Source organism: Pseudooceanicola sp., from assembly GCF_041987405.1.
Taxonomy (GTDB): Bacteria; Pseudomonadota; Alphaproteobacteria; order Rhodobacterales; family Rhodobacteraceae; genus Pseudooceanicola.
Genome location: NZ_JBHIWR010000001.1, coordinates 292058 through 316012, shown reverse-complemented (window position 1 = coordinate 316012; position 23955 = coordinate 292058). Strand labels below are relative to the sequence as shown.

At 67.6% G+C, this 23955-nt stretch carries 21 protein-coding genes; 7 read left to right on the top strand and 14 right to left on the bottom strand.

Going from position 1 to position 23955, the window contains the following annotated elements:
- Positions 1–300 precede the first annotated feature (300 nt).
- The 4 genes from ACFC2Y_RS01520 to ACFC2Y_RS01505 all read left to right on the top strand — a co-directional run bounded on the left by ACFC2Y_RS01520 (position 301) and on the right by ACFC2Y_RS01505 (position 4893).
- Positions 301–2262 carry a heme lyase CcmF/NrfE family subunit gene (locus tag ACFC2Y_RS01520; RefSeq protein WP_375173292.1) on the top strand — a complete coding sequence of 654 codons (1962 nt, stop codon included), beginning with the start codon at positions 301–303 and terminating at the stop codon, positions 2260–2262.
- Entirely contained in the window at positions 2262–2747 is a 486-nt protein-coding gene (locus tag ACFC2Y_RS01515; RefSeq protein WP_375173732.1) for a cytochrome c-type biogenesis protein CcmH, read from the top strand. Before ACFC2Y_RS01520 ends, ACFC2Y_RS01515 begins: the two co-directional genes overlap by 1 nt.
- A 66-nt stretch (positions 2748–2813) precedes the next feature.
- The gene (locus ACFC2Y_RS01510; RefSeq protein WP_375173291.1) at positions 2814–3590 is read left to right on the top strand and encodes an enoyl-CoA hydratase-related protein; all 777 of its coding nucleotides are present in this window, start codon (positions 2814–2816) and stop codon (positions 3588–3590) included.
- Positions 3591–3744: 154 nt separating this feature from the next.
- Positions 3745–4893: a Hint domain-containing protein gene (locus ACFC2Y_RS01505; RefSeq protein WP_375173290.1), complete on the top strand. Its 1149-nt coding sequence runs from the start codon at positions 3745–3747 to the stop codon at positions 4891–4893.
- A 178-nt stretch (positions 4894–5071) separates the two neighbouring features.
- Here ACFC2Y_RS01505 and gltA read toward each other — a convergent pair whose 3' ends face one another.
- Both gltA and gltX read right to left on the bottom strand, forming a co-directional pair.
- A complete protein-coding gene (gltA, locus tag ACFC2Y_RS01500; protein WP_375173289.1) occupies positions 5072–6367 on the bottom strand; it encodes a citrate synthase in 1296 nt (431 codons plus the stop codon).
- Between the two features lie 72 nt (positions 6368–6439).
- The gene (gene gltX / locus ACFC2Y_RS01495; RefSeq protein WP_375173288.1) at positions 6440–7852 is read right to left on the bottom strand and encodes a glutamate--tRNA ligase; all 1413 of its coding nucleotides are present in this window, start codon (positions 7850–7852) and stop codon (positions 6440–6442) included.
- Between the two features lie 100 nt (positions 7853–7952).
- Here gltX and ACFC2Y_RS01490 point away from each other — a divergent pair, with 100 nt between their 5' ends.
- Positions 7953–9983: a ComEC/Rec2 family competence protein gene (locus ACFC2Y_RS01490; protein WP_375173287.1), complete on the top strand. Its 2031-nt coding sequence runs from the start codon at positions 7953–7955 to the stop codon at positions 9981–9983.
- Between the two features lie 136 nt (positions 9984–10119).
- Here the strand turns inward: ACFC2Y_RS01490 and lexA are convergent, their stop codons facing one another.
- From lexA to ACFC2Y_RS01455, 7 genes are all read right to left on the bottom strand, one after another.
- Complete coding sequence (gene lexA, locus ACFC2Y_RS01485; protein WP_375173286.1) at positions 10120–10821, bottom strand: transcriptional repressor LexA; 702 nt, start codon at positions 10819–10821, stop codon at positions 10120–10122.
- Between the two features lie 178 nt (positions 10822–10999).
- Positions 11000–11485, bottom strand: a complete 486-nt coding sequence (locus ACFC2Y_RS01480) for a transglycosylase SLT domain-containing protein (RefSeq protein WP_375173285.1) — start codon at positions 11483–11485, stop codon at positions 11000–11002.
- 221 nt (positions 11486–11706) lie between these two features.
- Positions 11707–12099: a Zn-ribbon domain-containing OB-fold protein gene (locus tag ACFC2Y_RS01475; RefSeq protein ID WP_375173284.1), complete on the bottom strand. Its 393-nt coding sequence runs from the start codon at positions 12097–12099 to the stop codon at positions 11707–11709.
- The gene (locus tag ACFC2Y_RS01470) at positions 12096–13226 is read right to left on the bottom strand and encodes a thiolase family protein (RefSeq protein ID WP_375173283.1); all 1131 of its coding nucleotides are present in this window, start codon (positions 13224–13226) and stop codon (positions 12096–12098) included. The genes ACFC2Y_RS01475 and ACFC2Y_RS01470 overlap by 4 nt, the downstream gene beginning before the upstream one ends.
- Positions 13227–13314: 88 nt before the next feature.
- Entirely contained in the window at positions 13315–14091 is a 777-nt protein-coding gene (locus tag ACFC2Y_RS01465) for an enoyl-CoA hydratase/isomerase family protein (protein ID WP_375173282.1), read from the bottom strand.
- The gene (locus ACFC2Y_RS01460; protein ID WP_375173281.1) at positions 14091–15278 is read right to left on the bottom strand and encodes an acyl-CoA dehydrogenase family protein; all 1188 of its coding nucleotides are present in this window, start codon (positions 15276–15278) and stop codon (positions 14091–14093) included. Before ACFC2Y_RS01460 ends, ACFC2Y_RS01465 begins: the two co-directional genes overlap by 1 nt.
- Positions 15278–16477, bottom strand: a complete 1200-nt coding sequence (locus tag ACFC2Y_RS01455) for a CaiB/BaiF CoA transferase family protein (protein ID WP_375173280.1) — start codon at positions 16475–16477, stop codon at positions 15278–15280. Before ACFC2Y_RS01455 ends, ACFC2Y_RS01460 begins: the two co-directional genes overlap by 1 nt.
- Before the next feature lie 177 nt (positions 16478–16654).
- Between ACFC2Y_RS01455 and ACFC2Y_RS01450 the strand changes: the two genes are divergently transcribed.
- Complete coding sequence (locus ACFC2Y_RS01450; protein ID WP_375173279.1) at positions 16655–17443, top strand: FadR/GntR family transcriptional regulator; 789 nt, start codon at positions 16655–16657, stop codon at positions 17441–17443.
- A gap of 124 nt (positions 17444–17567) precedes the next feature.
- Here ACFC2Y_RS01450 and glp read toward each other — a convergent pair whose 3' ends face one another.
- The 5 genes from glp to trpD are packed head-to-tail and all read right to left on the bottom strand — an operon-like array spanning position 17568 to position 21697.
- Entirely contained in the window at positions 17568–18740 is a 1173-nt protein-coding gene (gene glp / locus ACFC2Y_RS01445) for a gephyrin-like molybdotransferase Glp (protein ID WP_375173278.1), read from the bottom strand.
- Entirely contained in the window at positions 18737–19213 is a 477-nt protein-coding gene (moaC, locus tag ACFC2Y_RS01440) for a cyclic pyranopterin monophosphate synthase MoaC (RefSeq protein WP_375173277.1), read from the bottom strand. Before moaC ends, glp begins: the two co-directional genes overlap by 4 nt.
- Positions 19210–20034, bottom strand: a complete 825-nt coding sequence (trpC, locus tag ACFC2Y_RS01435; RefSeq protein ID WP_375173276.1) for an indole-3-glycerol phosphate synthase TrpC — start codon at positions 20032–20034, stop codon at positions 19210–19212. The genes moaC and trpC overlap by 4 nt, the downstream gene beginning before the upstream one ends.
- Positions 20031–20675, bottom strand: a complete 645-nt coding sequence (locus ACFC2Y_RS01430; protein WP_375173275.1) for a uracil-DNA glycosylase — start codon at positions 20673–20675, stop codon at positions 20031–20033. Before ACFC2Y_RS01430 ends, trpC begins: the two co-directional genes overlap by 4 nt.
- Complete coding sequence (trpD, locus tag ACFC2Y_RS01425; protein ID WP_375173274.1) at positions 20672–21697, bottom strand: anthranilate phosphoribosyltransferase; 1026 nt, start codon at positions 21695–21697, stop codon at positions 20672–20674. The genes ACFC2Y_RS01430 and trpD overlap by 4 nt, the downstream gene beginning before the upstream one ends.
- 200 nt (positions 21698–21897) lie before the next feature.
- Between trpD and ACFC2Y_RS01420 the strand changes: the two genes are divergently transcribed.
- Positions 21898–23937: a divergent polysaccharide deacetylase family protein gene (locus ACFC2Y_RS01420; protein ID WP_375173273.1), complete on the top strand. Its 2040-nt coding sequence runs from the start codon at positions 21898–21900 to the stop codon at positions 23935–23937.
- The last annotated feature ends 18 nt before the right edge of the window (positions 23938–23955 follow it).

Genomic DNA, 23955 nt, shown 5'->3' with positions numbered 1-23955 from the left:
TCTGGCTTTCGTAAAAGGTTCCTATGCAAGCTCTGTTGCAGGCGGAGATCTTGTCGGTTCAGTCTTCGAGGACTCGCGCGCTACACAGATCAAACGCACCGCCCGGCGGCACGCCGGGCTGCGCCGACCCGCCCCCCTGGGGCGGCTCTATAGCGCCACCCCGCGGGACAGCGCGGCCCTCTGTATGGGCCTGGTCCCGTCAAGAACCACACGAACCAGAACGGCGCCCCGCGACAATGTGATCCGCCGCCGCGGCGCGAAGTCGTTGGCGCTTTTTCATCGGAGGATTATAACCCCACCATGGTTACTGAACTTGGCCACTTCGCCCTGATCCTCGCGCTCGTCGTGGCGCTGGTGCAAACCCTTGTTCCGCTGATCGGCGCCCACAGGCGCTGGCCGGGCTGGATGGCCGTGGCCGAACCCGCGGCCAATGCGCAATTCCTGCTGGTCAGCTTTTCCTTCGCCGCCCTGACCTATGCCTTCGTAACGTCGGATTTCTCGCTGAAACTGGTGACCGACAACTCCCATTCGCTGAAACCCATGCTTTACAAGGTCACCGGCGTCTGGGGGAATCACGAGGGCTCGCTGCTGCTGTGGATCCTGATCCTCGCGCTCTTCGGGGCCTCGGCGTCGTGGTTCGGGGGCGCACTGCCGCCGACGCTCAAGGCGCGGGTGCTGGCGGTACAGGGGGCGATCGGGCTGGCCTTCCTGGCCTTCCTGCTCTTCACCTCCAACCCCTTCCTCCGCCTGGCCTCGCCGCCGCTGGATGGACATGACCTGAACCCGCTGCTGCAGGACCCCGGGCTCGCCTTCCATCCGCCTTTCCTCTACCTCGGCTACGTGGGCCTCTCGATGGCCTTCTCCTTCGCCGTCGCCGCCCTGATCGAAGGGCGCGTGGACGCGGCCTGGGGTAGATGGGTGCGGCCCTGGACGCTGGCCGCCTGGGTCTTCCTGACCATCGGCATCGCGCTCGGCTCCTGGTGGGCTTACTACGAGCTGGGCTGGGGCGGGTTCTGGTTCTGGGACCCGGTCGAAAACGCCTCCTTCATGCCCTGGCTCATCGCTGGCGCGCTGCTGCATTCCGCCATCGTGGTGGAGAAACGCGAGAGCCTGAAAAGCTGGACCATCCTGCTGGCCATCGTGGCCTTCGGCTTCTCGCTGATCGGGGCTTTCATCACCCGGTCGGGCATCATCACCTCCGTCCATGCCTTCGCGACGGATCCCGAGCGCGGGGTCTTCCTGCTGGCGATCACGGCGTTTTTCATGGGCGGGGCACTGACGCTCTTTGCCGCCCGGGCGGAGGTGCTCTCGTCCAAGGGGGTCTTCTCGCTCACCAGCCGCGAAAGCATGCTGGTGCTGAACAATATCCTGCTGGCCGTCGCCGCGCTGGTGGTCTTTGTCGGGACGGTCTGGCCGCTGGTCTCGGAACTGGCCTTCGACCGCAAGCTCTCGGTCGGTGCGCCCTTCTTCGACATGGCCTTCACCCCCTTCTTCGTGGCCCTCGGCCTTGCCCTGCCGGTCGGCGCGCTGATGCCCTGGAAACGGGGCAAGCTCGGCCGCGCTGTCCGCCAGTTGATCCCGGCACTGATCCTCGCCATTGCGGTGCTGGCACTGGTTTTTGCCCTGCAGACCGGCCGCAGCGCCCTGGGCCCCGTCGGCCTGATGCTGGCGACCTGGCTGGTGGCCGGGGCGGCGACCGATCTCTGGGCGCGCAAGGGCAAGTCGGATCTGTCGCGCCTGCTGCGGCTGCAACGCTCGGATTATGGCCGTGTGGTGGCCCATGCGGGCCTGGGCGTGACCATCGCCGGCGTCGCGGGCCTGATCGCCTGGCAGAGCGAGGACATCCGCGTCATGCAGGAGGGCGACACGCTGACCCTCTCGGGCTACGAGATCACGCTGGAGAGCGTCGCGCGGGTACAGGGGCCGAACTATATCTCCACCACCGGCACCGTAACACTGGCGAAGAACGGGAGGGAGATTGCGACGCTCACCCCCGAGAAACGCTTCTACCCGGTCGCCCGGATGCCCACGACCGAGGCGGCGATCGACAACGGGCTGATGCGCGATGTCTATGTCGTCATCGGCGATCCGCAGGACGGCGGGGGCTGGGCCTTCCGCTCCTACGTCAAACCCCTGGCGAACTGGATCTGGGGCGGTGCGATCCTGATGGCGCTAGGCGGTGCGCTGAGCCTCAGTGACCGGCGCTACCGTGTCGCCGCCGGTGCACGCAGGACGCCTGCGCAGGGGGTGCCTGCGGAATGATGGGGGTGTGGCACAGGGTCTGGCGGGCGGTGCGTGCAAGCACGCACCCTACGGTGTTGGCGCTTGTGCTGCTGGCAGCACCGGTTATGGCCGTGCAACCCGATGAAATTCTGGACGATCCCCGGCTGGAGGAACGCGCGCGGGAGATTTCCAAGGGCCTGCGCTGTCTGGTCTGCCGGAACGAGAATATCGACGACAGCAATGCCGAACTGGCCCGCGACCTGCGCCTGCTGGTCCGCGAACGGCTGGTGGCCGGGGACAGCGACGAAGAGGTCGTGGACTTCGTGACCGAGCGCTACGGCGAATATGTCCTGCTTAACCCCACCACGGGCGGGTCGAACTGGATCCTCTGGGGCGCGGGGCCTGCGATGCTGCTGATCGCCCTGGGCATTGGCCTGACCTACCTGCGCCGCCGGTCCCGGGGCGAGGAGACGACCCTGTCGGCCGAGGAAGAAAAGCGGCTGAAGGAAATTCTTGACCGGTGACGCCCGGTTTCGCTTGCCACCGGCGCGCGATCTGATTGGATCGGCCCCCGAACAGGAGGGCCCGCCATGAGCTATGAAACCATCACGCTCGACATTGCCGAGAACATCGCCACCGTCCGGATGAACCGTCCGGACAAGTACAACGCCCTGTCCAGCCAGATGCGCGCCGAACTGGCCGCCGCCATCCGCAAGGGGGCCGCCGAGGCGCGGGTCGTCGTGCTGACGGGCAATGGCAAGGCCTTCTGCTCGGGCCAGGATCTGAGCGATGGCGGCAGCCTCGCCAACCCGGATCTGGAGCGCACCCTGCGTGACGAATACCAGCCGCTGGTCCGCGCGATTGTCGAGGCCCCGGTGCCCGTCATCGCCGCCGTCAACGGCGCGGCCGCCGGGGCAGGGGCCAATATCGCCCTGTCCTGCGATGTCGTCATTGCGACGGAGAGCGCCTATTTCATGCAGGCCTTCAGCAAGATCGGCCTGATCCCCGATGCCGGCGGCACCTATTGGCTGCCCCGCTCCATCGGCGCGCCCAAGGCCATGGGCGCGGCGCTCTTTGGGGAAAAGATCACCGCCCGGGACGCCGACGCCTGGGGCATGATCTGGGAGGCCGTGGCGGACGACGACTTTGACGCCCATTGGAAGACCCGCGCGTCCCAACTGGCCAATGGCCCGACCGTCGCGTTTTCCAAGATAAAACAGACCGTTCGCGAGAGCTGGGGCAACGATCTGAACGCGCAGCTGGACCGCGAGGGCAAGGCGCAGGGCGTCTGTGGCGGATCGCGTGATTTCCAGGAGGGCGTCCTGGCCTTCCTCGAAAAACGCAGCCCGCGTTACGAAGGGCGCTGATCACCGGACCATCGAATTTTGCAATGCAACCCTTGCGAGAATGTGGCGAAACAATCTTGATAATTTCGCCACATTGTCCTGATTGCTGCCCGGTGCTGCCCTAGTCCGCCGTCATAGTCGCCTTGCCTGACGGGTGGATGAAGGCACGGACGCAATGGCACTGAACGTAACATTATCGGCTCTGTACCTCGGGACTTTCGCGGATCTCGATTCGGACGAGGGGACCGCCGCGATGGAGTCGCCCAACGATCTGTTGGGCACCTACGGCTCGCCCGTAAGCCCGCTTTACAAGGACCGGACCTATATCGAAACGGACAGTGCCTCGGATGGCGGCGGGTCCGATTTGGATGATTCCGTCGCTACCGACAACTTCGACAACGGTACTCCCGATACGCTGAGCTATGACATCGGCGGCGGGCCGGTTGTCAGCCAGATCGACAGCCTTGCGCTGGTGACCGGAACGATCACGTTCAACGACGGCACCACCCTGACCGACCAGTTTGCGGTCATGCAGGACGACACCGGCGCGGTTTTCCTGATGATCAGCGACGATCAGACCGCGCTGGATGACAAGGGCGTGGTCAGCTTCCAGATCACCTCAGTTGACGGGGACGGCTATTCCGGGCTGAACCAGTTCACCCGCGATGATCTGAACTTTGTCGCCTGTTTCACCAATGACGCCCGGATCCTGACCCCGACGGGGATGACCTCGATCCGCAAGCTGGCTGTTGGCGACATGGTGATGACCCGGGATCACGGACCGCAGCCAATCCGCTGGATCGGGGAGACAAAGATCCGCAAGAAGGACCTGCTGGAGAAGCCGAACCTGCAACCCTATCGGATCAAGGCCGATTGCTTTGGCCCCGGCATGCCCTTCCGCGACCTCACCCTTTCGCCGCAGCACCGCGTCTTGACAGGCGGCAAGATCGTGCGGGAAATGTTTGGCCAGGACGAGATGCTGATCGCCGTCAAGCATCTGGAAAAGGTCAAAAAAGTGCAGAAGCCCAAGGTCAAGGGCAATGTCATCTACCGGCATATCCTGTTCGACCGGCACGAGGTCATCTACGCCAACGGCCTGCCGACCGAGAGCATGCTGATCGGGCAGGAGGCACGGCGCAAACTGCCCCGCGCGCTGGTCGCGGAGATCGAGGCACTGATGCCGCAGATCGCCCTCAGCCCCGCCGCCTATCCCCCCGCCCGGGTGCTGGGGCGCGGCCATCAGGGCCGATTGCTGACCGAACGCCTGCGCCGCCGCCGGGCCCACGGACGCAGCTATGACGCCACGGTGATTGCGGCGCGGTAGGGCGCCGAGGCTGGTGATTGCGTTCCGTTCATCCCCCGGCGCAGGGCGACCAGCCCCGGGGCGCGCCCGGCCCTGAGTGTCGTTCGATCGGGATTCACCCGGCACCGTTCAGACCACCACCCAAACAAAAACCGCCGGGCATTGGGCCCGGCGGTTCCCATTTCATCCCACTGAAAAGTCAGCGGTTTTCGACATCCGTGTAGTCGCGCGCGGTCGCGCCGGTATAGAGCTGACGCGGGCGGCCGATCTTCATCGCCGGGTCCTCGATCATCTCTTTCCACTGCGAAATCCAGCCGACGGTCCGCGACAGGGCGAAGATCGGCGTGAACATCGAGGTCGGGAAGCCCATGGCCTCCAGGATGATGCCGGAATAGAAATCCACGTTCGGGAAGAGCTTCTTCTCGGCGAAATAGGGATCGGCCAGCGCCTGCTGCTCCAACTCCTTCGCGGTGGCGAGGATCGGGTTGTTTTCCACGCCGAGCAGGTCCAGCACCTCGTCCGCGGACTGTTTCATCACCGTCGCGCGCGGGTCGAAGTTCTTGTAGACGCGGTGGCCGAAACCCATCAGGCGGAACGGGTCGTTCTTGTCCTTGGCGCGGGCGATGAATTCCGGAATGCGGTCCGGGCTGCCGATTTCCTTGAGCATCTCCAGGCAGGCCTGGTTGGCGCCCCCATGCGACGGCCCCCAGAGACAGGCGATGCCCGCCGCGATACAGGCAAAGGGGTTCGCGCCCGAGGAGGACGCCAGCCGCACCGTGGAGGTCGACGCGTTCTGTTCGTGATCCGCGTGCAGGGTAAAGATCCGGTCCATCGCGCGGCTGAGGATCGGGTCGACGTGATAATCCTCGCAAGGGACGGAGAAACACATCCGCAGGAAGTTCGACGCATAGTCGAGGTCATTGCGCGGGTACACGAAGGGCTGGCCGATGGAGTATTTGTAGGCCATGGCCGCGATCGTCGGCATCTTGGCGATCAGGCGGATCGAGGCGACCTCGCGATGCCAGGGATCGGTGATGTCGGTGCTGTCGTGATAGAAGGCCGACATGGCCCCGACCACACCGGTCATGATCGCCATGGGGTGCGCGTCGCGGCGGAACCCGGTGAAGAAACGGTGCATCTGTTCATGCACCATCGTGTGGTTGGTCACCCGCTTCTCGAAATCCTCCAGCTGCGCGGCGGTCGGCAGTTCACCGTAGAGCAGCAGGTAGCAGACCTCCAGGAAGTGCGATTTGCTGGCCAGCTGGTCGATCGGATAGCCGCGGTGCAGCAGGATCCCCGCCTCGCCGTCGATATAGGTGATCGAGCTGTCGCAGGAGGCGGTGGAGGTGAAGCCCGGGTCGTAGGTAAAGACATCGGCCTGAGCGTAGAGCTTGCGGATGTCGACCACGTCGGGGCCGGCACTCGGCGACAGGACGGGGAGATCGTAGCTTTTCCCGTCCAGGGTCAGCGTTGCCGTTTTGTTCGTATCTGTCATACTCTTCCCTTCCTTCTCTTCCGCGCGTGGTCTGCGCCCGCGCCCTTTTATCCCGGGGGAGTTGCCGGAACCTTACGCTCCGTCTCCGCTCCCCGCATCAGTGAGACGGGCGATCACCTCGTCACGTCCCAGAACCATCATCATATCGAAAACACTGGGCGTCGCGGCCCGGCCGGCGAGAGCTGCGCGCATCGGACCTGCTAGTTGTCCGAACTTGAGCCCGCGCTCTTCGGCAAAGCTGTTCAACAGGCCCTCCAGTTCCAGACGCTCCCACGTAGCATTTTGCAACTGCGGCGTCAAATCCGACAGTATACCACGGGATTCCGTTGTCAGGTTCTTGGCCGCTTTCGGCTCCACCTCCAGCGGGCGGTCCGCCAGGCAGAAGTGAGCCTTTTCAAGGAGTTCCGGGAGCGTCTTGGCCCGTTCTTTCAGCACCGGCATGGCCGCCAGAAGCAGCGCATTTTTCGCCTCGGACAGCGGCTCCTGCCCGGTCGCGGCACGGAAACTGGTCACCTCATGCAGCAGTGCAGCATCGTCGGCGGCCGCGATATGCTGGCCGCAGATATTCTCCAGCTTCTTGAAGTCCAGCCGGGCCGGGGATTTGCCGATCCCCTTGAGGTCGAACCACTCCCGCGCCTGGGCATCTGTGAAAAACTCGTCGTCCCCGTGGCTCCAGCCCAGACGGGTCAGATAGTTCCGCATCCCCGCCGCCGGATAGCCCATGTCGCGGTATTCCTCGACGCCGAGCGCGCCGTGCCGTTTCGACAGCTTCTTGCCATCCGGCCCGTGGATCAGCGGGATATGCGCGTAGGTCGGGACGGGCCATCCCATGGCCTCGATGATCGCCATTTGGCGCGCGGCGTTGTTCAGGTGGTCGTCGCCCCGGATCACATGGGTCACGCCCATGTCGTGGTCGTCCACCACCACCGCCAGCATGTAGACCGGCGAGCCGTCGGAGCGCAGCAGGACCAGATCGTCCAGCTGGTCGTTGCGGATCGTCACATCGCCCTGCACCTCGTCCCGGATCACCGTCGCGCCCTCGCGCGGGGCCTTCAGCCTTACAACGTAAGGTGCATCGGGATGGGTGGCGGGATCGGCGTCGCGCCAGGGCGACTGGAAGAGGGTCGAGCGCCCCTCGGCTTTGGCGGCATCGCGGAAAGCCTGGATTTCCTCCTGCGTGGAGAAGCACTTGTAGGCCTTCCCGGCCTCCAGCAGCTCCAGCGCCACGGCGCGGTGCCGTTCAGCCCCGGCGGCCTGCGACACGGCCTCGCCATCATAGTCAAGGCCCAGCCACTCCATCCCTGCAAGGATCGCTGCCGTCGCCTCGGGCGTGGAGCGTTCGCGGTCCGTGTCCTCGATCCGCAGCAGGAACTTTCCGCCACGTCCGCGCGCATAAAGCCAATTGAACAGGGCCGTCCGCGCCCCTCCGATATGGAGGAAGCCAGTGGGGGACGGGGCAAATCGGGTAACGACCTCGGTGGACACGGGGAGAGAGTAACCTTTCGTTAACCAGGCGGGGTCAAGCTGCGCACTGTCTAACTGGCCAGAACGGGGGAGACAAGTGCCGCAACAGGGCCTTTCCGGGATGCGTCGCGTCAGCGCGAGGCTGGCGCGGGTGATCCTGGTACAGCGCGGCTATCTCTTCCCCTGGGCGCCGGTGGCGCTGGCCTTGGGGATCGGGGGATATTTCGCGCTGGACCACGAACCCACGGGGCGGTTGGTGGTGGTCCTGGGGGCTGTGGCGCTGGTTCTGGCTGCCCTTGCCTTGCGCGCGGGAGCGGCCCTGGGGCCGGTGATCTGGGCGATGGCGTTGATGGCGGCGGGGCTGGGCTGGGCCGCAGTGCGGGCACAGCAGGTGGCCGCCCCGGTGCTGGGCTGGCGCTACTACGGCGCGGTGGAGGGGCGGGTGATCGGCATCGACCGCTCCGCCTCCGACGCGGTGCGGCTGACGCTGGACCGGGTGCGGCTGGACGGGCCGACGACGGCGGAAACCCCGGCGCGTGTCCGTATTTCGCTGCACGGGCAGCAGGGGTTTGTCGAGCCGCAGCCGGGGATGACCGTGATGACCACCGGACATCTGTCCCCGCCAGGCGGTCCGGTGGAACCCGGCGGCTTCGATTTCCAGAGACACACATGGTTTCAGCGGCTTGGCGCCATCGGCTACACCCGTATGCCGGTCCTCAGCCTGGCCCCGCCGGAGCCGGGCGCCACCCGCATCTTTGCCACCCGCATGGCCCTGTCGGACCGCATCCGTGCGGTATTGCAGGGCGAAACCGGCGCGGTGGCGGCGGCGCTGATCACCGGCGACCGATCCGGGTTGAGCCGCGAGGTGACCGAGGCGCTGCGCCGCACCAACCTGGCGCATCTGCTGGCCATCTCGGGGTTGCACATGGGGCTGGTCACCGGGTTCGTCTATGCGGCGCTGCGTCTTGCAGGGGCGGCACTGCCCCGGACCGCCCTGCGCTGGCCGGTCCGGTCGCTGGCCGCCCTGGGCGCGCTGGCGGCCGGGGTGGGATACCTTGTGCTCTCCGGCGGGGCCATCGCGACGGAGCGTGCCTTTGTCATGGCCGGTGTCGCCTTTCTGGCGTTGGTGGCGGACCGGCGGGCCATCACCCTGCGCGCCCTTGCGCTGGCGGCGCTCGTGGTGCTGATCCTGCGGCCGGAGGCGCTGCTGTCGCCCGGGTTCCAGATGTCCTTTGCCGCGACCACGGCGCTGGTGGCGGTCTTTGCCGCGATCCGGGGACGGGGCGCGCGCTGGCCCCGCCCGCTGCGGGCGGTGCTGACTGTGGTGATCTCCTCCACCGTGGCGGGGCTGGCCACCGCGCCGGTCGGGGCGGCGCATTTCAACATGGTGGCGCAATACGGGCTATTGGCGAACCTCGCTGCCGTGCCGCTCATGGGCGTGCTGGTCATGCCTGCCGGGGTCATGGCGCTGGTTCTGATGCCCCTGGGGCTGGAGGCGCTGCCGCTGACCGTGATGAGCTGGGGGCTGGACTGGGTGCTGGGCGTGGCCCGCACGGTGCAGGGCTGGCCCGGCGCGACCGGCCATGTGCCCGCGCCGGGGCCATGGGTGTTGCCGCTCTATGCGGCGGGCGGGCTTTGGCTGGCGCTCTGGCAGGGGCGGGGGCGATGGTGCGGTGTGGCACCCTGGCTGGCGGCGGCGGTCCTTTGGACGGGGGCGGAGCGGCCGCAGATCCTGATAGACGGCCGGGCGGAGGTGGTCGGCGTGCTGGGGCCGGAGGGCCGCGCGCTGAGCCGCGACAAGGGGGCGGGTTTCGTCACCGGGGTATGGCTGGAGAACGACGGATCGGCCCGGGATCAGCCGCAGGCCGCCGCACTCTGGCCCGTGGCGGAGTTGCCGCTGCATCACCTGAGGGGCAAACGGGCGGCGGCGGGGGCCAACTGTGCCCAGGGCGAGATCATGGTTATGACACATCCACCGTCCGCACCGCTGCCCTGCGAGGTCTTCGATCCGAAACGGCTGCGCGCCACGGGGGCCGTGGCCCTGCGGGTGACGGAGGAGGGGCTGGACGTGCGAACGGCCCGCGAGGTGGCGGGCCGCAGGCTGTGGAACGATGCGGGGGTGCGGCGCGACCGGCTGTGGCGTGGGCCATAGGGTGGCGGGTAGGCGGCGTGGGCCTGGCCTGGGCGGTGCGTGCAAGCACGCACCCTACACGGGGCAGGGTGGTGACGTGACCGCGAGCCCCGCCGCGATACGTCGTACCGGGGCGGGGCGCCTCGGGAAGAGGGCGTCAATAGGTCCGGATCAGCCCGACCAGACGACCCTGCACCTTGACCCGGTTGTCCGGCAGGACGCGGGTTTCATAGGCTGGGTTGGCCGCGACCAGCTCGATCTGGCCCTTGCGTTTGAAGAAGCGCTTCAGCGTCGCCTCCTGATCATCGACCAGAGCCACGACGATATCGCCATTGTCGGCGGCGGCGGTTTCGCGGATCACCACCACGTCGCCGTCGTTGATCCCCGCGTCGATCATGGAGTCCCCGCGCACTTCCAGCGCATAGTGGTTGCCCTGACCCGACATCATCGAGCCGGGCACCGCCACATGATGCGACACCTGGTTGATCGCCTCGATCGGCACCCCGGCGGCGATCCGGCCCATCACCGGCAGATCAAAGGCCTGGGCGGTTTCCACCGGCATCGGCACGCCCACATCCGGGTCACGCGGGGTGGCGCCGCCCTCGATCACGCGGGGGGTGAAGCCGGAGGACTCGCCGCCCATGCTTTCGGGCAGTTTGACGATCTCGATCGCGCGGGCCCTGTGGGCAAGGCGACGGATGAAGCCGCGCTCCTCCAGCGCCGTGATCAGCCGGTGGATGCCGGACTTGGAGCGCAGGTCCAGCGCCTCCTTCATCTCGTCAAAGGACGGGGGCACGCCATCGCGCTGCACCCTTTTATGAATGAATTCCAGCAGGTCTAGCTGCTTCCTTGTCAGCACGGCACTACTCCCTCGCCTGGCGCTTGTTAACTTTTGTTCTACACGTGTTCACGTTTTGTGTCAACGCATGTGAACGCAGGCGGGTTTGGGCGCGCACGGAGGGGGCGGCAGGGCCGCTGCCCCTGCGACAAAGCAGGCTTTGTCGCTACCCCGGGATATTTTCGGCAAAAAGAAAGTCTCAGCCGCAGCTCTTGCGGATCTCACGGTCGAGCAGGCCTGTCTCGACCAGCATGCAGCGGTCGCGGGCCTCGTAATAATAGCCCCGGGCATACCAGCCGACCGCCGTCGCCTGGTCCCCATCCGACAGGAGCCAGGCCCCGCGCAGGTATTTCACCGCCCATTTCAGGTTGGTCTCCGCGTCCAGCAGGTCGCTCGGATCACCCTGGAACCCCATGCCGCGCGCGGTGGCGGGCAGGATCTGCATCAGCCCGTAGTAGGGGCCGTTGCGCGCGCCGGGGCGATAATCGCTTTCGCGCTGGATCACCCGGTGCACCAGGCTGCGCGGCACGGCGTAGTGATCGGCATAGGTGTTGACCAGGCGGCGCAGCTCCGGCGTTTCGCCGGGATGCAGCGCGGCGCTGGAGACCTCGGGCCGGGTCGAGGGGCCGCCACAGGCAGACAGGGCCAGCGCGGCGATGCAGAGAAGGGGGCGCAGGGCGATCATGAGGCTCTCCGGCAGATCAGGACCGCGCTATCCTGAGCCTTCCGACCGTCGAGGCAAGGGTGCATTTTGCGGATGCGCGGCTTTTTGCGAATGCGGCGCCCGGGGCGGTCCCGGGGCCTGGGTAGGCGGGTTAGGCGCCCCCGTCGATTGCCGGGACGAAATGGGCATTCCAGGTGCAACGCCCCTCCCTCCCCAGTCATGGGGAGGGTCGGGGAGGGGCGCTAGCCGCCCTCGAACCACGGCAGCACCTGCCCGAACCGCTCGCCCCAGACCAGCCGCAGGGGCATGTCGATCCGTAACCCCGCGCCATCGCCGGGGATGTTGGAGATCAGCCGCACCCCCTCCGCCAGTTCCACCACCGCCACGACATAGGGCACGTCATCCGCCAACCCCTCGTGATAGGCCCGGTGATAGACCACCCAGGACACCAGCCGCGCGTCACCCGAGGCCTCCTCCCACGCCAGATCCGGGGAGAGGCAGCTTGTGCACTCCTCCCGCGGGGGCAGCTGCGCCGAACCGCAGGCCCGGCAGCGCTGGAACATCAACCGCCGGTCGTCCATCGCCGCCCAATAGGCCGCCGCGGCCCCGCTGCGATCTGCCGCGATCCCGCTCATTGGCCCAGCACCAGCGTCGCATGGGTCTGCATCACGCCCCCCTGGTTCGACACCACCACGTTGCGCGCGCCGGGCACCTGGGTCACGGCCGTGCGACGCATCTGCCGCACCCCCTCGTGGATCAGCTGCATTCCCGGCATTCCCGTCTCCGACAAAAGCCCGCCGGAGGTGTTGAAGGGCAGGGCGCCGCCGAGCTCAAGCGCCCCGTCGCGGACAAATGCCGCCGCCTCCCCCTTGGGGCAAAACCCGTAATCCTCCAGCGTCATCAGCGCGGCGATGGTGAAACAGTCGTAGATCTGCGCGCAGTCCACCTGATCCGGGCGCAGCCCCGCCATCTGCAACGCCATGGGGCCGGAGAGTTTGGCCATCGTCTCTGTCAGCACCGGGCGCTGTGCCACGTCGAAAAAGGTCTGCCCGCCGCCCCAGCCCAGGATCGGCACCGGGGCGGGCACCTTCAGGCGCGACGCCATCGCCGCCGACATCACCACCACCGCGCCGCCCCCGTCGGAGACCAGGGCGCAGTCGTCGCGGCGCAGCGGCGCGACCAGGGGCGGCGCGGCGAGATAGTCGTCGAGCGACAGCGGGTTGCGCACCTGCGCCTTCGGGTTGGCCGCGCCGTGCTTGCGGGCGGCCATGGCGATGGCGGCGAAGGCTTCCGGCGGGGTGCCGTACTCCCCGATATGGCGCTGCATGATCATCGCATAGCCGGGCAGGGTGCCGAACCAGCCGTATAGCGCGTCATCCCCGCGCGGGCGCGAAAACACCGCCGCGCTGCCCGTGCGCGGATTGTCGGCATAGGAGACGACGGCAACCTCGCACTGCCCCGCCTCGATCGCCATACAGGCGATTGAAATCAGGGTGATATTCGCCGCCCCCGCCTGATCCCATCCGCCGCCGAATTTCGGCTGGATACCCAGGGCGGAGGCCAGTTTCATCACGTAATGCATCTGGAAATCGCTGGTCGGCGGCTTGACCAGAACCGCATCCACCCGGTCCTTCTCCACCCCCGCATCCGCCAGCGCGCCTCGGATCGCCTCGACATTCATCGACACCGTCGACCGGCCCGGCAACTTGCCAAACTCCGTCGCGCCGATCCCGGCGATGACATAGCGGCCGGACAGGCTCATCGCGGGCCCCTGTTTTTCTTTTTGCCCCAAATATCCCGGGGGGAGGCCGCAGGCCGGGGGGCAGCGCCCCCCTCCACACCGGCCGCCCTCATCGCCCCTTGAACTCCGGCGCGCGCTTCTGACGAAACGCCGCCGGGCCTTCCTTTGCATCCTCCGTCTCGCGCAGCGTGCGCGAAATCATCTGTTCCATCCGCTGCCCCGTCACCAGATCCACGTCCAGCGACCGCACGGCCAGCTCCTTCGACGCCTGCACCGCCAGGGGCGCATTGGCGGCGATCCGGGCGGCATAGTCCATCGCTGCCTCCATGACCTTGGCCGAGGGCACCACCTTGTTGATCAGCCCCCAGTCCAGCGCCGTCGCCGCGTCGATCCGGTCGCCGGTCAGCAGCAGCTCCATCCCCCGGCAATAGGGCAGGTTGCGCATGGTCCGCATCGTCCCACCATTGGCGGCGATGATGCCGCGCTTGACTTCCGACAGGCCGAATGTCGCATCCTCCGACGCGACCCGGATGTCGGTCGCGTAAAGCATCGTCACCCCGCCGCCCAGGCAATAGCCCCGGACCGCCGCCACCACAGGCTTCCAGACCTCCAGCCCCCGGTTCAGCAATTGGTCGCGCTGTGTCAGCCAGTTGTCGGCCCAGTCGTGCTCCGCCGTCAGCACCGACTTGATGTCCGCCCCGGCGCAAAACGCCTTGTCGCCCGCGCCGGTGACCACGGCCACGCGCACCGCCTTGTTGTCGCGCACCTCGGTCCAGACTTCCGACAGCGCCTTGTAATGCGCGGCGTCCAGCGCGTTCATCACCTCCGGCCGGTTGATCGTGACGGTGGCGATCCCCTCGGGCGAAAGATCATAGTCGATGGACATCAGCGCCTCCCGTTCAGGACGTTGCGGGCGACGACCATGCGGTGCACCTCCGACGGGCCCTCGCCGATGCGGTGGATGCGCATTTCGCGATACCAGCGTTCCAAAGGCAGTTCCTTCGACACGCCGAGCCCGCCCATGATCTGGATTGCGCGATCGACCACGCGCCCCGCGGTTTCGGTCGCCTGGACCTTGGCAATCGACGCCTCCAGCTTGAAGTCCTGCCCCAGGTCGCCGCGCCAGGCGGCGTCATAGACCAGCAGCCGGGCCATGCGGATCTCCATCTCGCTGTCAGCAATCATCCACTGGACCGCCTGTTTGTCGGCTAGCTTCGATCCAAAGGTCTCCCGCTCATTCGCCCATTTCACTGCGATGTCCAGCGCGGCCTGGGCAATCCCGATGGTCCCGGCGGAATAGGAAATACGGTTGTCCACCAGCCACTTCTCGGCAAAGGCGAAGCCTTGGCCTTCCTCGCCCAGACGGTTTTCCACCGGCACCTCGACATTGTCGAAATGCAGTTCATAGGGCGAATAGGCGCGGATGACGGGGATTTCTTTCAGCGACAGGCCCGGCGTGTCCCGGTCCACGATGAAGGAGGTGATCCCCGACCGGCCCCGCCCGCCGGTGCGCGCATAGACGATGCCCCAGTCGGCCTTGGCGGCCCCGGTGATCCACATCTTGGACCCGTTCAGCACGTATTTCCCGCCCTGTCGCTCGGCCTTCAGCTGGATCGCGCGGCCCGGGTCGGCGCCGCCGGAACTCTCTGAAATCGCGACGAAACACTTGGTGCCCTTCTCGACCCCCGGAAGCCCGTAGCGCTCGATTTGATCGGGCGAGCCCTGCCAGATCACATTCGGCGGATCGTTCCCGAAGGCCCCCATGCCGGGGTTGTAGGCCCCCATGCGGATCTGCTTGGCCTCCTCGGCAAAGACCGCCTGACCAAGCAGGTTCAGCCCCGCGCCGCCATGTTCTGCGGGCGTGCGGACACACCAGAGGCCAAGCGCTTTGGCCTTCTCCTGCAGGGGCTTGAGCCGATCCTCCGGACAATAGGTCGCGTCATGGTCCAGCGTATCTTCGACCGGCTTGATCTCGCTCTGGACAAAGCGGCGGACAGTCTGTTGCAATTCCCTGTATTCATCGGGCATGGCCCAGGCCCCGAAAGACCGGTCCGCTTCGCCCACGCCGTCCATCACAGGACCCCCTTGTCCCGCAGCGCCGCGATCTCGGCCGCCGAATAGCCCAGCCCGGCCAGTTCCGCGTCGTTGTCCGCCCCCAGATCATGCGACGGATCATAGGGCAGGGGGTCGACCCCGGCGAAGCGCATGGGCGAGCCCATCACCACCATCTCGCCATAGGCGGGGTGGTCGATGTAATGCAGCATCCCGCGCTCGTGCAGATGCGGGTCGCGCAGCACCTCGGTCAGCTTCATCACCGGGGCACAGACGGCGCCCGCCTCGGACAGCAGCTGCCGCAGCTCCGCCCGGGTGTGTTTCACCGTTTCTTTGCCCACCTCGGCATCGAAGTCATCCATATTGGCGCAACGCAGCTTGAGCGTCTCGAATTTCGGGTCGTTCAGCATCCAGTCGAGGCCAAGCGCCCCGGCGGTGGCCAGCCAGTGCTTTTCCAACACCGAAATGATCGCGACATAGCCGTCCGAGGCCGGATAGACGTTGTAGGGCGCGAGGCTGAGTCCGCCATGGCGGTTGCCCGTCCGCGCCTCGAAGCTCGGGTCATCGCGATTGGCCCAGGCCGCCGCGATGTTGGACATGAGCGAGGGGATCGCGGCATCCATCATGGCAATGTCCGGCGACAGCACCTCTCCGGTCCGGTCGCGATGCCGCAGGGCGGTGAGGATCGCGCCGTAGAGATGTGTGCCAGAGATGAAGTCGATGATCGCAGGCCCGGCCTTCACCGGGGCCTCGCCCGGAAAGCCGGTGGCGTCGATGATGCCGGAGGCCGCCTGCACGGTGAGATCCATCGCCAGGTAATCGCGGTAGAGCCCCTCCTGCCCATAGCCGGAATTGCGCGCCACGATGAGCCTGGGGTTGATCTCGGCCAGCCGCTCCGGCGTCAGGCCAAGCCGGGCGAGCACGCCGGGGCGGAAGTTCTCGACCAGCACATCGGCCCCGGCGCAGAGGCGTTCCAGCACCTCGATCCCCTCGGGCTGCTTCATGTCCAGCGTCATGGTCTTTTTGTTGGCATTGAGGAGCGCAAAGGGCAGCATCGCGCCGCCCGATCCGTCCCGCTTGCGCACCGACTCGCCTTCGACCGGTTCGACCTTGATCACCTCGGCCCCGGCCTGGGCCATCAGGAATGTGCAGTAAGGTCCTGAATAGACGCGGGTCAGGTCGATCACCCTGATCCCGTCCAGCGGTCGTACAGTCGTCAAGTCTTCCTCCCAGCCCCCGCTTTGACGCGAGGTTTAACAAAATGGTAAGACCAATGCGGGAAGACTGTCAACACGCCGGTCCGCAGGCCACATTCGTGGAGTTGATTTCGTGGGACAGTCGGGGCAAAGACATATGGCCCGTCGCGACAGACGGTGCCAAGACAGGAAAGGATCCGTGTGCAGACGCTGGACGCCCTGAAAGACAGGCTGCAGGCCCGCTTTGCCGCGGGGGCCGACGCCCCGGCGCGCCGTCGCTATGACGTTCTGGCGGATGAGCTGCGCCTGATGATCCTGGACGGTGCCCTCAAGGTCGGGGAGGCCCTCCCGGCCGAACGCGATCTGGTGAACCTGTCCGGCCTGGGCCGGGGATCGGTGCGCGAGGCGATCCGCATTCTGGAGATCGAGGGGCTGCTCTCGCCCAAGAAGCCGGGCCGCAACGGGATGAGCGTGGTGCAGAACGCCTCCGACCAGACGGTGAAACGGCAGCTGGAGCTGTTCATCGGCGGCGACACCGTGTCCAACGATCAGCTGTTGGAGGCGCGTCTGATCATCGAGCCTGCCCTGGCGCGCATCGCGGCGGAGAAGCGGACGGACGAGGATATCGAGACGCTGCAGGCGATCAACGCCACGATCACCGAAACCGGCATGTCCGACCGCAAGGCGCTGGTGGCGCTGAACCTGGACTGGCATGTCGCCCTGTTCCGCGCCAGCCACAACGACCTGATGGCGGCGATTGCCACCGGGCTGACCCAGACGCAGCACGCCGCCGGGGTCATGGGCGTCTATGGCGAGGAGGTGCATGTGAACGCGATGATCGCCATGCATGACAAGATCCTCGCCGCCCTGGTCGCGCAGGACGGCGACGCCGCCTACCGCCGCACCTGGCGGCACCTCAAGGGCTATGCCGACACCCTGGCCAAGCGGAACCCGGCGGAGTTCGATCTGACACCGCTGAATCCGCGGTGAGGGGAAGAGGGCGAATAGCTTGGCCTTCGTTGCGGGGCTGATGGCGTCCCGCGCAGATAATTGAGACGTCAGGCTTGGACAGGAGGGTGACGCGGCAAAGCCGAACCGGTGTCACCCAGCCTCCCTAAAGCGGCAGATACTCCGCCATCTCCCCGGCCTTGCCCGCAGGTGCATCCGGGGCCCGCACCAGCAGCGCGCCGGAGGCCGAGAGCACCGACAGCAGCGCCGAATCCTGCCGGTCGTCGGGCGCGATGCCGGTCTCGGTCACCCGGGCGCGCATGTAATGTTCGCGCGGCCCGTTTGCCGGGATGTCCACGGCCAGCGGCGCGCGTAGCCGGGGCGCGGGGGCGGCGCCCAGGCCCAGCATGTGGCGGATCACCGGCACCACGAAGATATGGCCGCAAACCATGGCCGAGACCGGGTTGCCCGGCAGGCCGATCATCGCCGCATCCCCCAGACGCCCCGCCATCAGCGGCTTGCCCGGGCGCATGGCGATCTTGTAAAAACTCTGCTCCATCCCGATGCCGGAGGCCGCCTTGGCCACCAGATCATGATCCCCGACCGAGGCCCCGCCGATGGTGATGACCAGATCCGCCCCGGCGGCCAGACCCATCACCGTCTCCAGCGCCTCGATCCGGTCGCGGGCGATCGGCAGCAGGCGCACCTCCGCCCCCGACGCGCTGAGCAACCCGTGCAGCCCGTAGGAATTGGAGGCGACGATCTGATCCGGCCCCGGCTCTTCGCCCGGCTGGACCAGTTCGTCCCCCGTCGGGATCAGCGCCACGACGGGCCGACGGGTCACGCTGACCTGCGGCACGTTCATCGCCGCCATCAGTGCCATGTCCGAAGGCGAGATCACGCGCGGGGCGGAGATCTGGTCGCCGATGCGGAAATCCCCGCCCGCCGCGCGGATATTCGCGCCCGGCGCGGGGGTGTCGGTGACGGTGATCCTGTCGCCCTCGCGGATGACGTCCTCCTGGATGACCACCGTGTCGGCGCCCGCGGGCAGCGGCGCGCCGGTAAAGATGCGGGCGGCCTCTCCGGCCCCGACCTCGCCGTCGAAGGCCCGGCCGGCAGCGGCCTCTCCGATCACCAACAGGGGGGGGCCGCCTGCAAGGTCCGCCGCGCGGATCGCATAGCCGTCCATGGCGGAGGCGGCGAAGGGCGGCTGGTCGCGGCGGGCGGTGACGGGGCTGGCCAGCACCCGTCCCCGGGCCTCGACCAATGTCACATTTTCAACCGAAAGCGGAGAGGTCAGGGCAAAGAGCCTCTCCAGCGCCTCGCCAACGGAAATCACTTTTCCACCTCATATCGTCCGGACTTGCCGCCGTCTTTTAACGCAACATGCAGACCGCCGATTTCCATCCCGCGATCCACCGCCTTGCACATATCGTACACAGTCAGGGCGGCGATATTGGCGGCGGTCAGCGCCTCCATCTCCACCCCGGTCTTGCCGGTGGTCTTCACCGTGGCCGCGATCCGCACCCCGGGCAGCGCCGCATCCGGGGTCAGCTCCACCGTGACCTTGGTGATCGGCAGGGGGTGGCACAGCGGGATCAGATCGGCGGTCTTCTTGGCCCCCATGATCCCCGCCAGACGCGCCACGCCCAGCACATCGCCCTTCTTGGCATCGCCCGCTTCGATCAGGGCCAGCGTCTCGGGCTGCATGCGGATATGACATTCCGCCACCGCGATGCGATCGGTGTCGGCCTTGTCGGAGACATCGACCATATGCGCCTGACCGGCCTTGTCGAAATGGGTCAGGCTCATAGCCCCGATCCCATCCCCATGCCGCCGGCCGGGTCCGACAGCAGCTCTTTCGTGGCGGTTTCGACATCCGCCTGCCGCATCAGGCTTTCCCCGATCAGGAAATTGCGCACGCCGTATTGCGCCATCTCGGCCAGATCCTCGCGGGTGGAGAGGCCGCTTTCCGAAATGACCATCCGGTCCTCCGGCGTCCGCCGGGCCAGGGTCCGGGTCGTGTCGAGCGAGGTCTCGAAGGTCCGCAGATCGCGGTTGTTGATCCCGATGAGCGAGGATTTCAACACCATGGCGCGCTCCAGCTCCGCGCGGTCGTGCACCTCGATCAGCACATCCATGCCCCACTCAAAGGCGGCCGCCTCCAGCTCCGCCGCCTGGGCATCTTCGAGGGTGGCGAGGATCAGCAGGATGCAGTCCGCCCCAAGCGCCCGGGCCTCGGCCACCTGGTAGGGGTCATACATGAAGTCCTTGCGCAGCACCGGCAATTCGCAGGCCGCGCGGGCATCAACCAGGAACTCCTTCGCGCCCTGAAACGACGGCGTGTCGGTCAGCACCGACAGGCAGGCCGCGCCGCCCGCCTCATAGGCCGCCGCAAGTGTCGCCGGGTCAAAGTCTTCGCGGATCAACCCCTTGGAAGGGCTCGCCTTCTTAATTTCCGCAATCAGGCCGTAGCCTTCGCGGGCGGCCTCATGCAGGGCCTCGCCGAAGGGGCGGATCACGGGGGCGTTGCGCGCTTCGGCTTCGACATCGGCCAGCGGTTTCGCGGCCTTGTCGGCGGCGATTTCTTCCAGCTTGTAGGCCTTGATGCGGTCGAGGACGGTGTCTGTCATGGCCGGGTCCAGTCAATCTCTGTTTCGCCCTGAGACTTAAGCCACTTGTTGACCGAAGAAAATGGGCGTGACCCGAAAAATCCGCGCCGCGCCGACAGGGGCGAAGGATGGGCGGAGGTGAGGATCAGATGCCCCGTGCCCTCAATCGCGTCGCGAAACCCCTGCGCGTGTCCGCCCCAGAGGACAAAGGCGCGCGGGCGGTCCGACAGCCGCGCCAGCACCTGCCGGGTCAGCCGCGACCAGCCCAGTTTCGAATGTGCCCCGGCCTGTCCGGCGGGCACCGAGAGCGCGGTGTTGAGCAGCAGTACCCCCTGCCGCGCCCAGCCCCGCAGGTCGCCGGTTGCGGGGGTTGCGCCGATATCCTCCTGCATTTCCTTGTAGATATTGGTCAAGGACCGGGGCAGGGGACGCACGTCCGGTTCCACCGAAAAGGCCAGGCCATGGGCATGGCCCGGGGTCGGGTAGGGATCCTGGCCCAGGATCACGACGCGGGTCGCCTCCGGCGCGGTCAGGTCCAGCGCGGCAAACCGCTGCGCGGCGGGCGGCAGGATGTCCGGCCCGGTCAGCTGCGCGGCGATGGCGGGATAATCCTCGTCAAAGAAGGGCAGCTCGGCCCAGGCGGCGGGGGGCTCTGCGCTCACGTTGCCGCAGCGGAGGTGATCCGCGCCAGCCCCTCGACCTTCGACAGGGCCGCGCCGCTGTCGATGCTCTCCGCCGCGAGGGAGACGCCGTCGCGCAGGTCCGCGACCTTGCCGGCCACGACCAGCGCGGCGGCTGCGTTCAGCAGAACCGCATCGCGATAGGCCGAGGGCTCGCCCGCCAGCAGGGCGCGGAAGGCCTGGCCGTTCTCCTCCGGCGTGCCACCCAGGATCGCCTCGAAGGGATGCACCGGCAGGCCCGCGTCCTCGGGGTGCAATTCCGCCTCGCGGATCGTGCCGTCCTCCTCCAGCGAGGAAACCCAGCTGACCCCCGTAATGGTCAGCTCATCCGTGCCGTCGGAGCCATGCACCAGCCAGGCGCGCTCCGCCCCGAGGGCCAGCAGCGTTTCCGCCATCGGCCGGATCAGATCGCGCGAAAAGGCCCCGGTCAGCTGCCGTTTGACCCCGGCGGGATTGGTCAGCGGCCCGAGGATGTTGAAGATCGTGCGCGTCGCCAGTTCCTGCCGGGCGGGCATGACATGGCGGATCGCCGGGTGGTGCATCGGTGCCATCATGAAGCCGATCCCGACCTCCTGGAGCGCCTGTTCCACCACATCGGCGCCGACCATCACCTCGATCCCCATCTGGCCCAGGGCATCCGCCGCGCCGGATTTCGACGACAGATTGCGGTTGCCATGCTTGGCCACGGGGACGCCCGCCCCGGCCACGACAAAGGCCGTCGCGGTTGAGATATTGAGCGTCCCCTTCCCGTCGCCGCCGGTGCCGACGATGTCGATCGCCCCCGCAGGCGCGGTGACCGGGTTGCATTTGCTGCGCATCACCGCGGCGGCCGCGGCATATTCATCCACCGTTTCGCCCCGGGTACGCAGCGCCATGAGCAGCCCGCCCATCTGTGCCGGCGTGGCCTCGCCCTCGAACAGGATTTCAAAGGCGGCCTCCGCCTCGGCCCGTGTCAGCGCCCGATCTGCTGCCGCAGCAATCATCGGTTTCAGCGCGTCGCTCATTTCTGCTTCCTTTCCCGCCCTTACGGCTTGCGCCCACTGGTGCGGGGCTGGTGTTGTGGTATGATCGCCCCGACCTACAGCCCGTAGCGTCCGGGATTGCTCTCCGGCCATTCAGGCCATAGATGAGCCACGCCCGGAACCGACGTCAAGGGCCGGACGGCAGAAGACCGGGACCAACCCCGGCGTTAGGAGTGAGCAGAGTGCTACGCGGTATCCTCCTCGGATCGGTATGGGGCCTCGTCCTGGGGGGTGGGTTTCTGGCCATCATGTCGCTGACCTTCCCCGCGACGGTGCAGCCGCCGCCCGAAACCTCGGCGCAGCCCGCCGACGCCCCGCGCCCGGTGGAGGAGGCGGCGGAAGAGGTCGCCCTGCTGCCCGCGCCGCTGACCGCCCCTGACCGCCACGACGTCGTGCCCGTCACCCGCCCCGATCCGATCTCGCCCGCCGCCACGCCTGGCGGCGATGTCGACCCGGGGGAGGCTCCGGTTCTGACCGCGCCTGACAGCACCCTCGCCGGGGGGCAGGCTCCTTCGGACGCAGCACCCGCCAGCCCCGCGCCCGACAGCGCCGTCCTGCCCAGCCCCCAGGCCCTGCCGCCCGCCGCCCCCGCACCGGAGGCGGAGCCGGAGATCGCCACCCAACCCGCCGAACCGCCGCGCGCCGACCCCGGCGAGGTGGTGACCGGATTTCCCCAGGGCGATCTGACGGAAACCGCAGCCGCCCCCGAACGGCCCACGGCGGAGACGCGGCCAACGGAACCTGCCCAGACCGGCGCGCTCTCGTCAGAGGGGATCGCCGCCGCTCCGGAGCGTGAGGACGCGCCGACGGACCCGGAGGGCAGCCCCCGCCTCGCCCCGCAGGCCGACGCCCCGGATCAGCCGCAAGCGGCGGACCTTGCCGACAGAACCACCGATCCGACCACCACCGCGCCGGACGTGAACGCCGCGCAATCCGACACCCCCCCGGCCAGCGCCGAGGCACCCGAGGGTCTTCCCGCCCCCTCTGGCGACGTGCCGCCTATGTCGCCGCCCGACTCGGCACCCGCCGCAGAGGCGCCGCAGGAGTCCGCAGACACGCCGCCGCCCGCCACATCAGAGGGCACCGCCTCCCCGACCGGCGAGACCGACACCGCCCGCTCAACCGTCGCTGACGCGCAGCCGGGGGCGGACCGCGCCGACCCAGGAGAGTCGACGGCGCAAGCCTCTCCGTCTCAACCCGACTCGGCCGCGCCGCAACCGACCATCGCAGAGAACCCCGCGCCCCAAAGCGACCCCCCGGGCGGCGGAACCGAGAGCGACGTTGCCGACGCCGCTCCCTCCGACGAACAACCCGTCGAAGACAGCGCCGAACCCGCACAGGCGGCCCTCCTGCCGCGAACCGGTCCTGCCTCTGATCCCGCAAAACAGCCGGATCCCGCGTCTGAACAGCCCGCCGAACCCTCCGCCCCGGCACCCGTGGCCATGCCGGGCCAGCCCGCCATTCGGTTGACCGAGAACACCGTGACCGAAGCGGAGCCGACACCGGACACGGCCACCGCCGACCCCGGCATCCCGGTGGAAGACGCTCCGCCAATCGACCGCTACGCCGCACCCTTCGACAACCCCGAGGGTCAGCCCATCCTCTCCATCGTCCTGCTGGACAGTGCGGAGGACGGCGCCACGGTGCCCATGCCCGACCGCTTCCCCTATCCCGTCTCCATCGCCGTGCCGGTCGACGCCCCGGATGCGGCGGACCGGATGCGGCGTTATCGCGATGCGGGGCTGGAGGTGCTGGCCCTGGCCGCGCTGCCCGAGGGCGCGACCCCGGCGGATGTCGCAACCCTCGCCCCCGCCTGGTTCGACGCCGTGCCGGAGGCCGTCGCGATCATGGAGCGCCCGCCGCATCGGCTGCAATCCACCCGCGACAATGGCGAACAGCTGGCCGGTATCCTGGAGGAGAGCGGGCATGGCCTGCTGCTCTTCCCCCAGGGGCTGGAGACGACGCGCAAACTGGCCGCCCGCCGCGATGTGCCTGCCGCCACCGTCTTTCGCGATCTCGACGGCAGCGGGCAGGGGCAGGCCGTGATCCGGCGTTTCCTCGACAATTCCGCCTTCAAGGCCGGGCTCGAAGGCTCTGTCATCCTGGTTGCCCGCCTGCGGCCCGAGACGATCGAGGCGCTGCTGGTCTGGGGCCTCGCCGACCGCGCCAGCCGTGTGGCGCTGGCCCCGGTCTCTGCCGCGCTGAAGGCCGCGGGCCCGTGACATCCGTTGCACTCCTGA

Excerpts from the sequence above, each read along its gene's own strand:
- gltA (WP_375173289.1), bottom strand. The coding sequence starts at position 6,367 with ATGACAGATACGAACAAAACGGCAACGCTGACCCTGGACGGGAAAAGC.
- ACFC2Y_RS01520 (WP_375173292.1), top strand. The coding sequence starts at position 301 with ATGGTTACTGAACTTGGCCACTTCGCCCTGATCCTCGCGCTCGTCGTG.
- ACFC2Y_RS01475 (WP_375173284.1), bottom strand. The coding sequence starts at position 12,099 with ATGAGCGGGATCGCGGCAGATCGCAGCGGGGCCGCGGCGGCCTATTGG.
- ACFC2Y_RS01460 (WP_375173281.1), bottom strand. The coding sequence starts at position 15,278 with ATGGACGGCGTGGGCGAAGCGGACCGGTCTTTCGGGGCCTGGGCCATG.
- trpC (WP_375173276.1), bottom strand. The coding sequence starts at position 20,034 with ATGACAGACACCGTCCTCGACCGCATCAAGGCCTACAAGCTGGAAGAA.
- ACFC2Y_RS01480 (WP_375173285.1), bottom strand. The coding sequence starts at position 11,485 with ATGATCGCCCTGCGCCCCCTTCTCTGCATCGCCGCGCTGGCCCTGTCT.
- ACFC2Y_RS01510 (WP_375173291.1), top strand. The coding sequence starts at position 2,814 with ATGAGCTATGAAACCATCACGCTCGACATTGCCGAGAACATCGCCACC.
- ACFC2Y_RS01505 (WP_375173290.1), top strand. The coding sequence starts at position 3,745 with ATGGCACTGAACGTAACATTATCGGCTCTGTACCTCGGGACTTTCGCG.
- trpD (WP_375173274.1), bottom strand. The coding sequence starts at position 21,697 with ATGAGCGACGCGCTGAAACCGATGATTGCTGCGGCAGCAGATCGGGCG.
- moaC (WP_375173277.1), bottom strand. The coding sequence starts at position 19,213 with ATGAGCCTGACCCATTTCGACAAGGCCGGTCAGGCGCATATGGTCGAT.
- ACFC2Y_RS01470 (WP_375173283.1), bottom strand. The coding sequence starts at position 13,226 with ATGAGCCTGTCCGGCCGCTATGTCATCGCCGGGATCGGCGCGACGGAG.
- ACFC2Y_RS01515 (WP_375173732.1), top strand. The coding sequence starts at position 2,262 with ATGGGGGTGTGGCACAGGGTCTGGCGGGCGGTGCGTGCAAGCACGCAC.
- ACFC2Y_RS01490 (WP_375173287.1), top strand. The coding sequence starts at position 7,953 with ATGCGTCGCGTCAGCGCGAGGCTGGCGCGGGTGATCCTGGTACAGCGC.
- ACFC2Y_RS01465 (WP_375173282.1), bottom strand. The coding sequence starts at position 14,091 with ATGTCCATCGACTATGATCTTTCGCCCGAGGGGATCGCCACCGTCACG.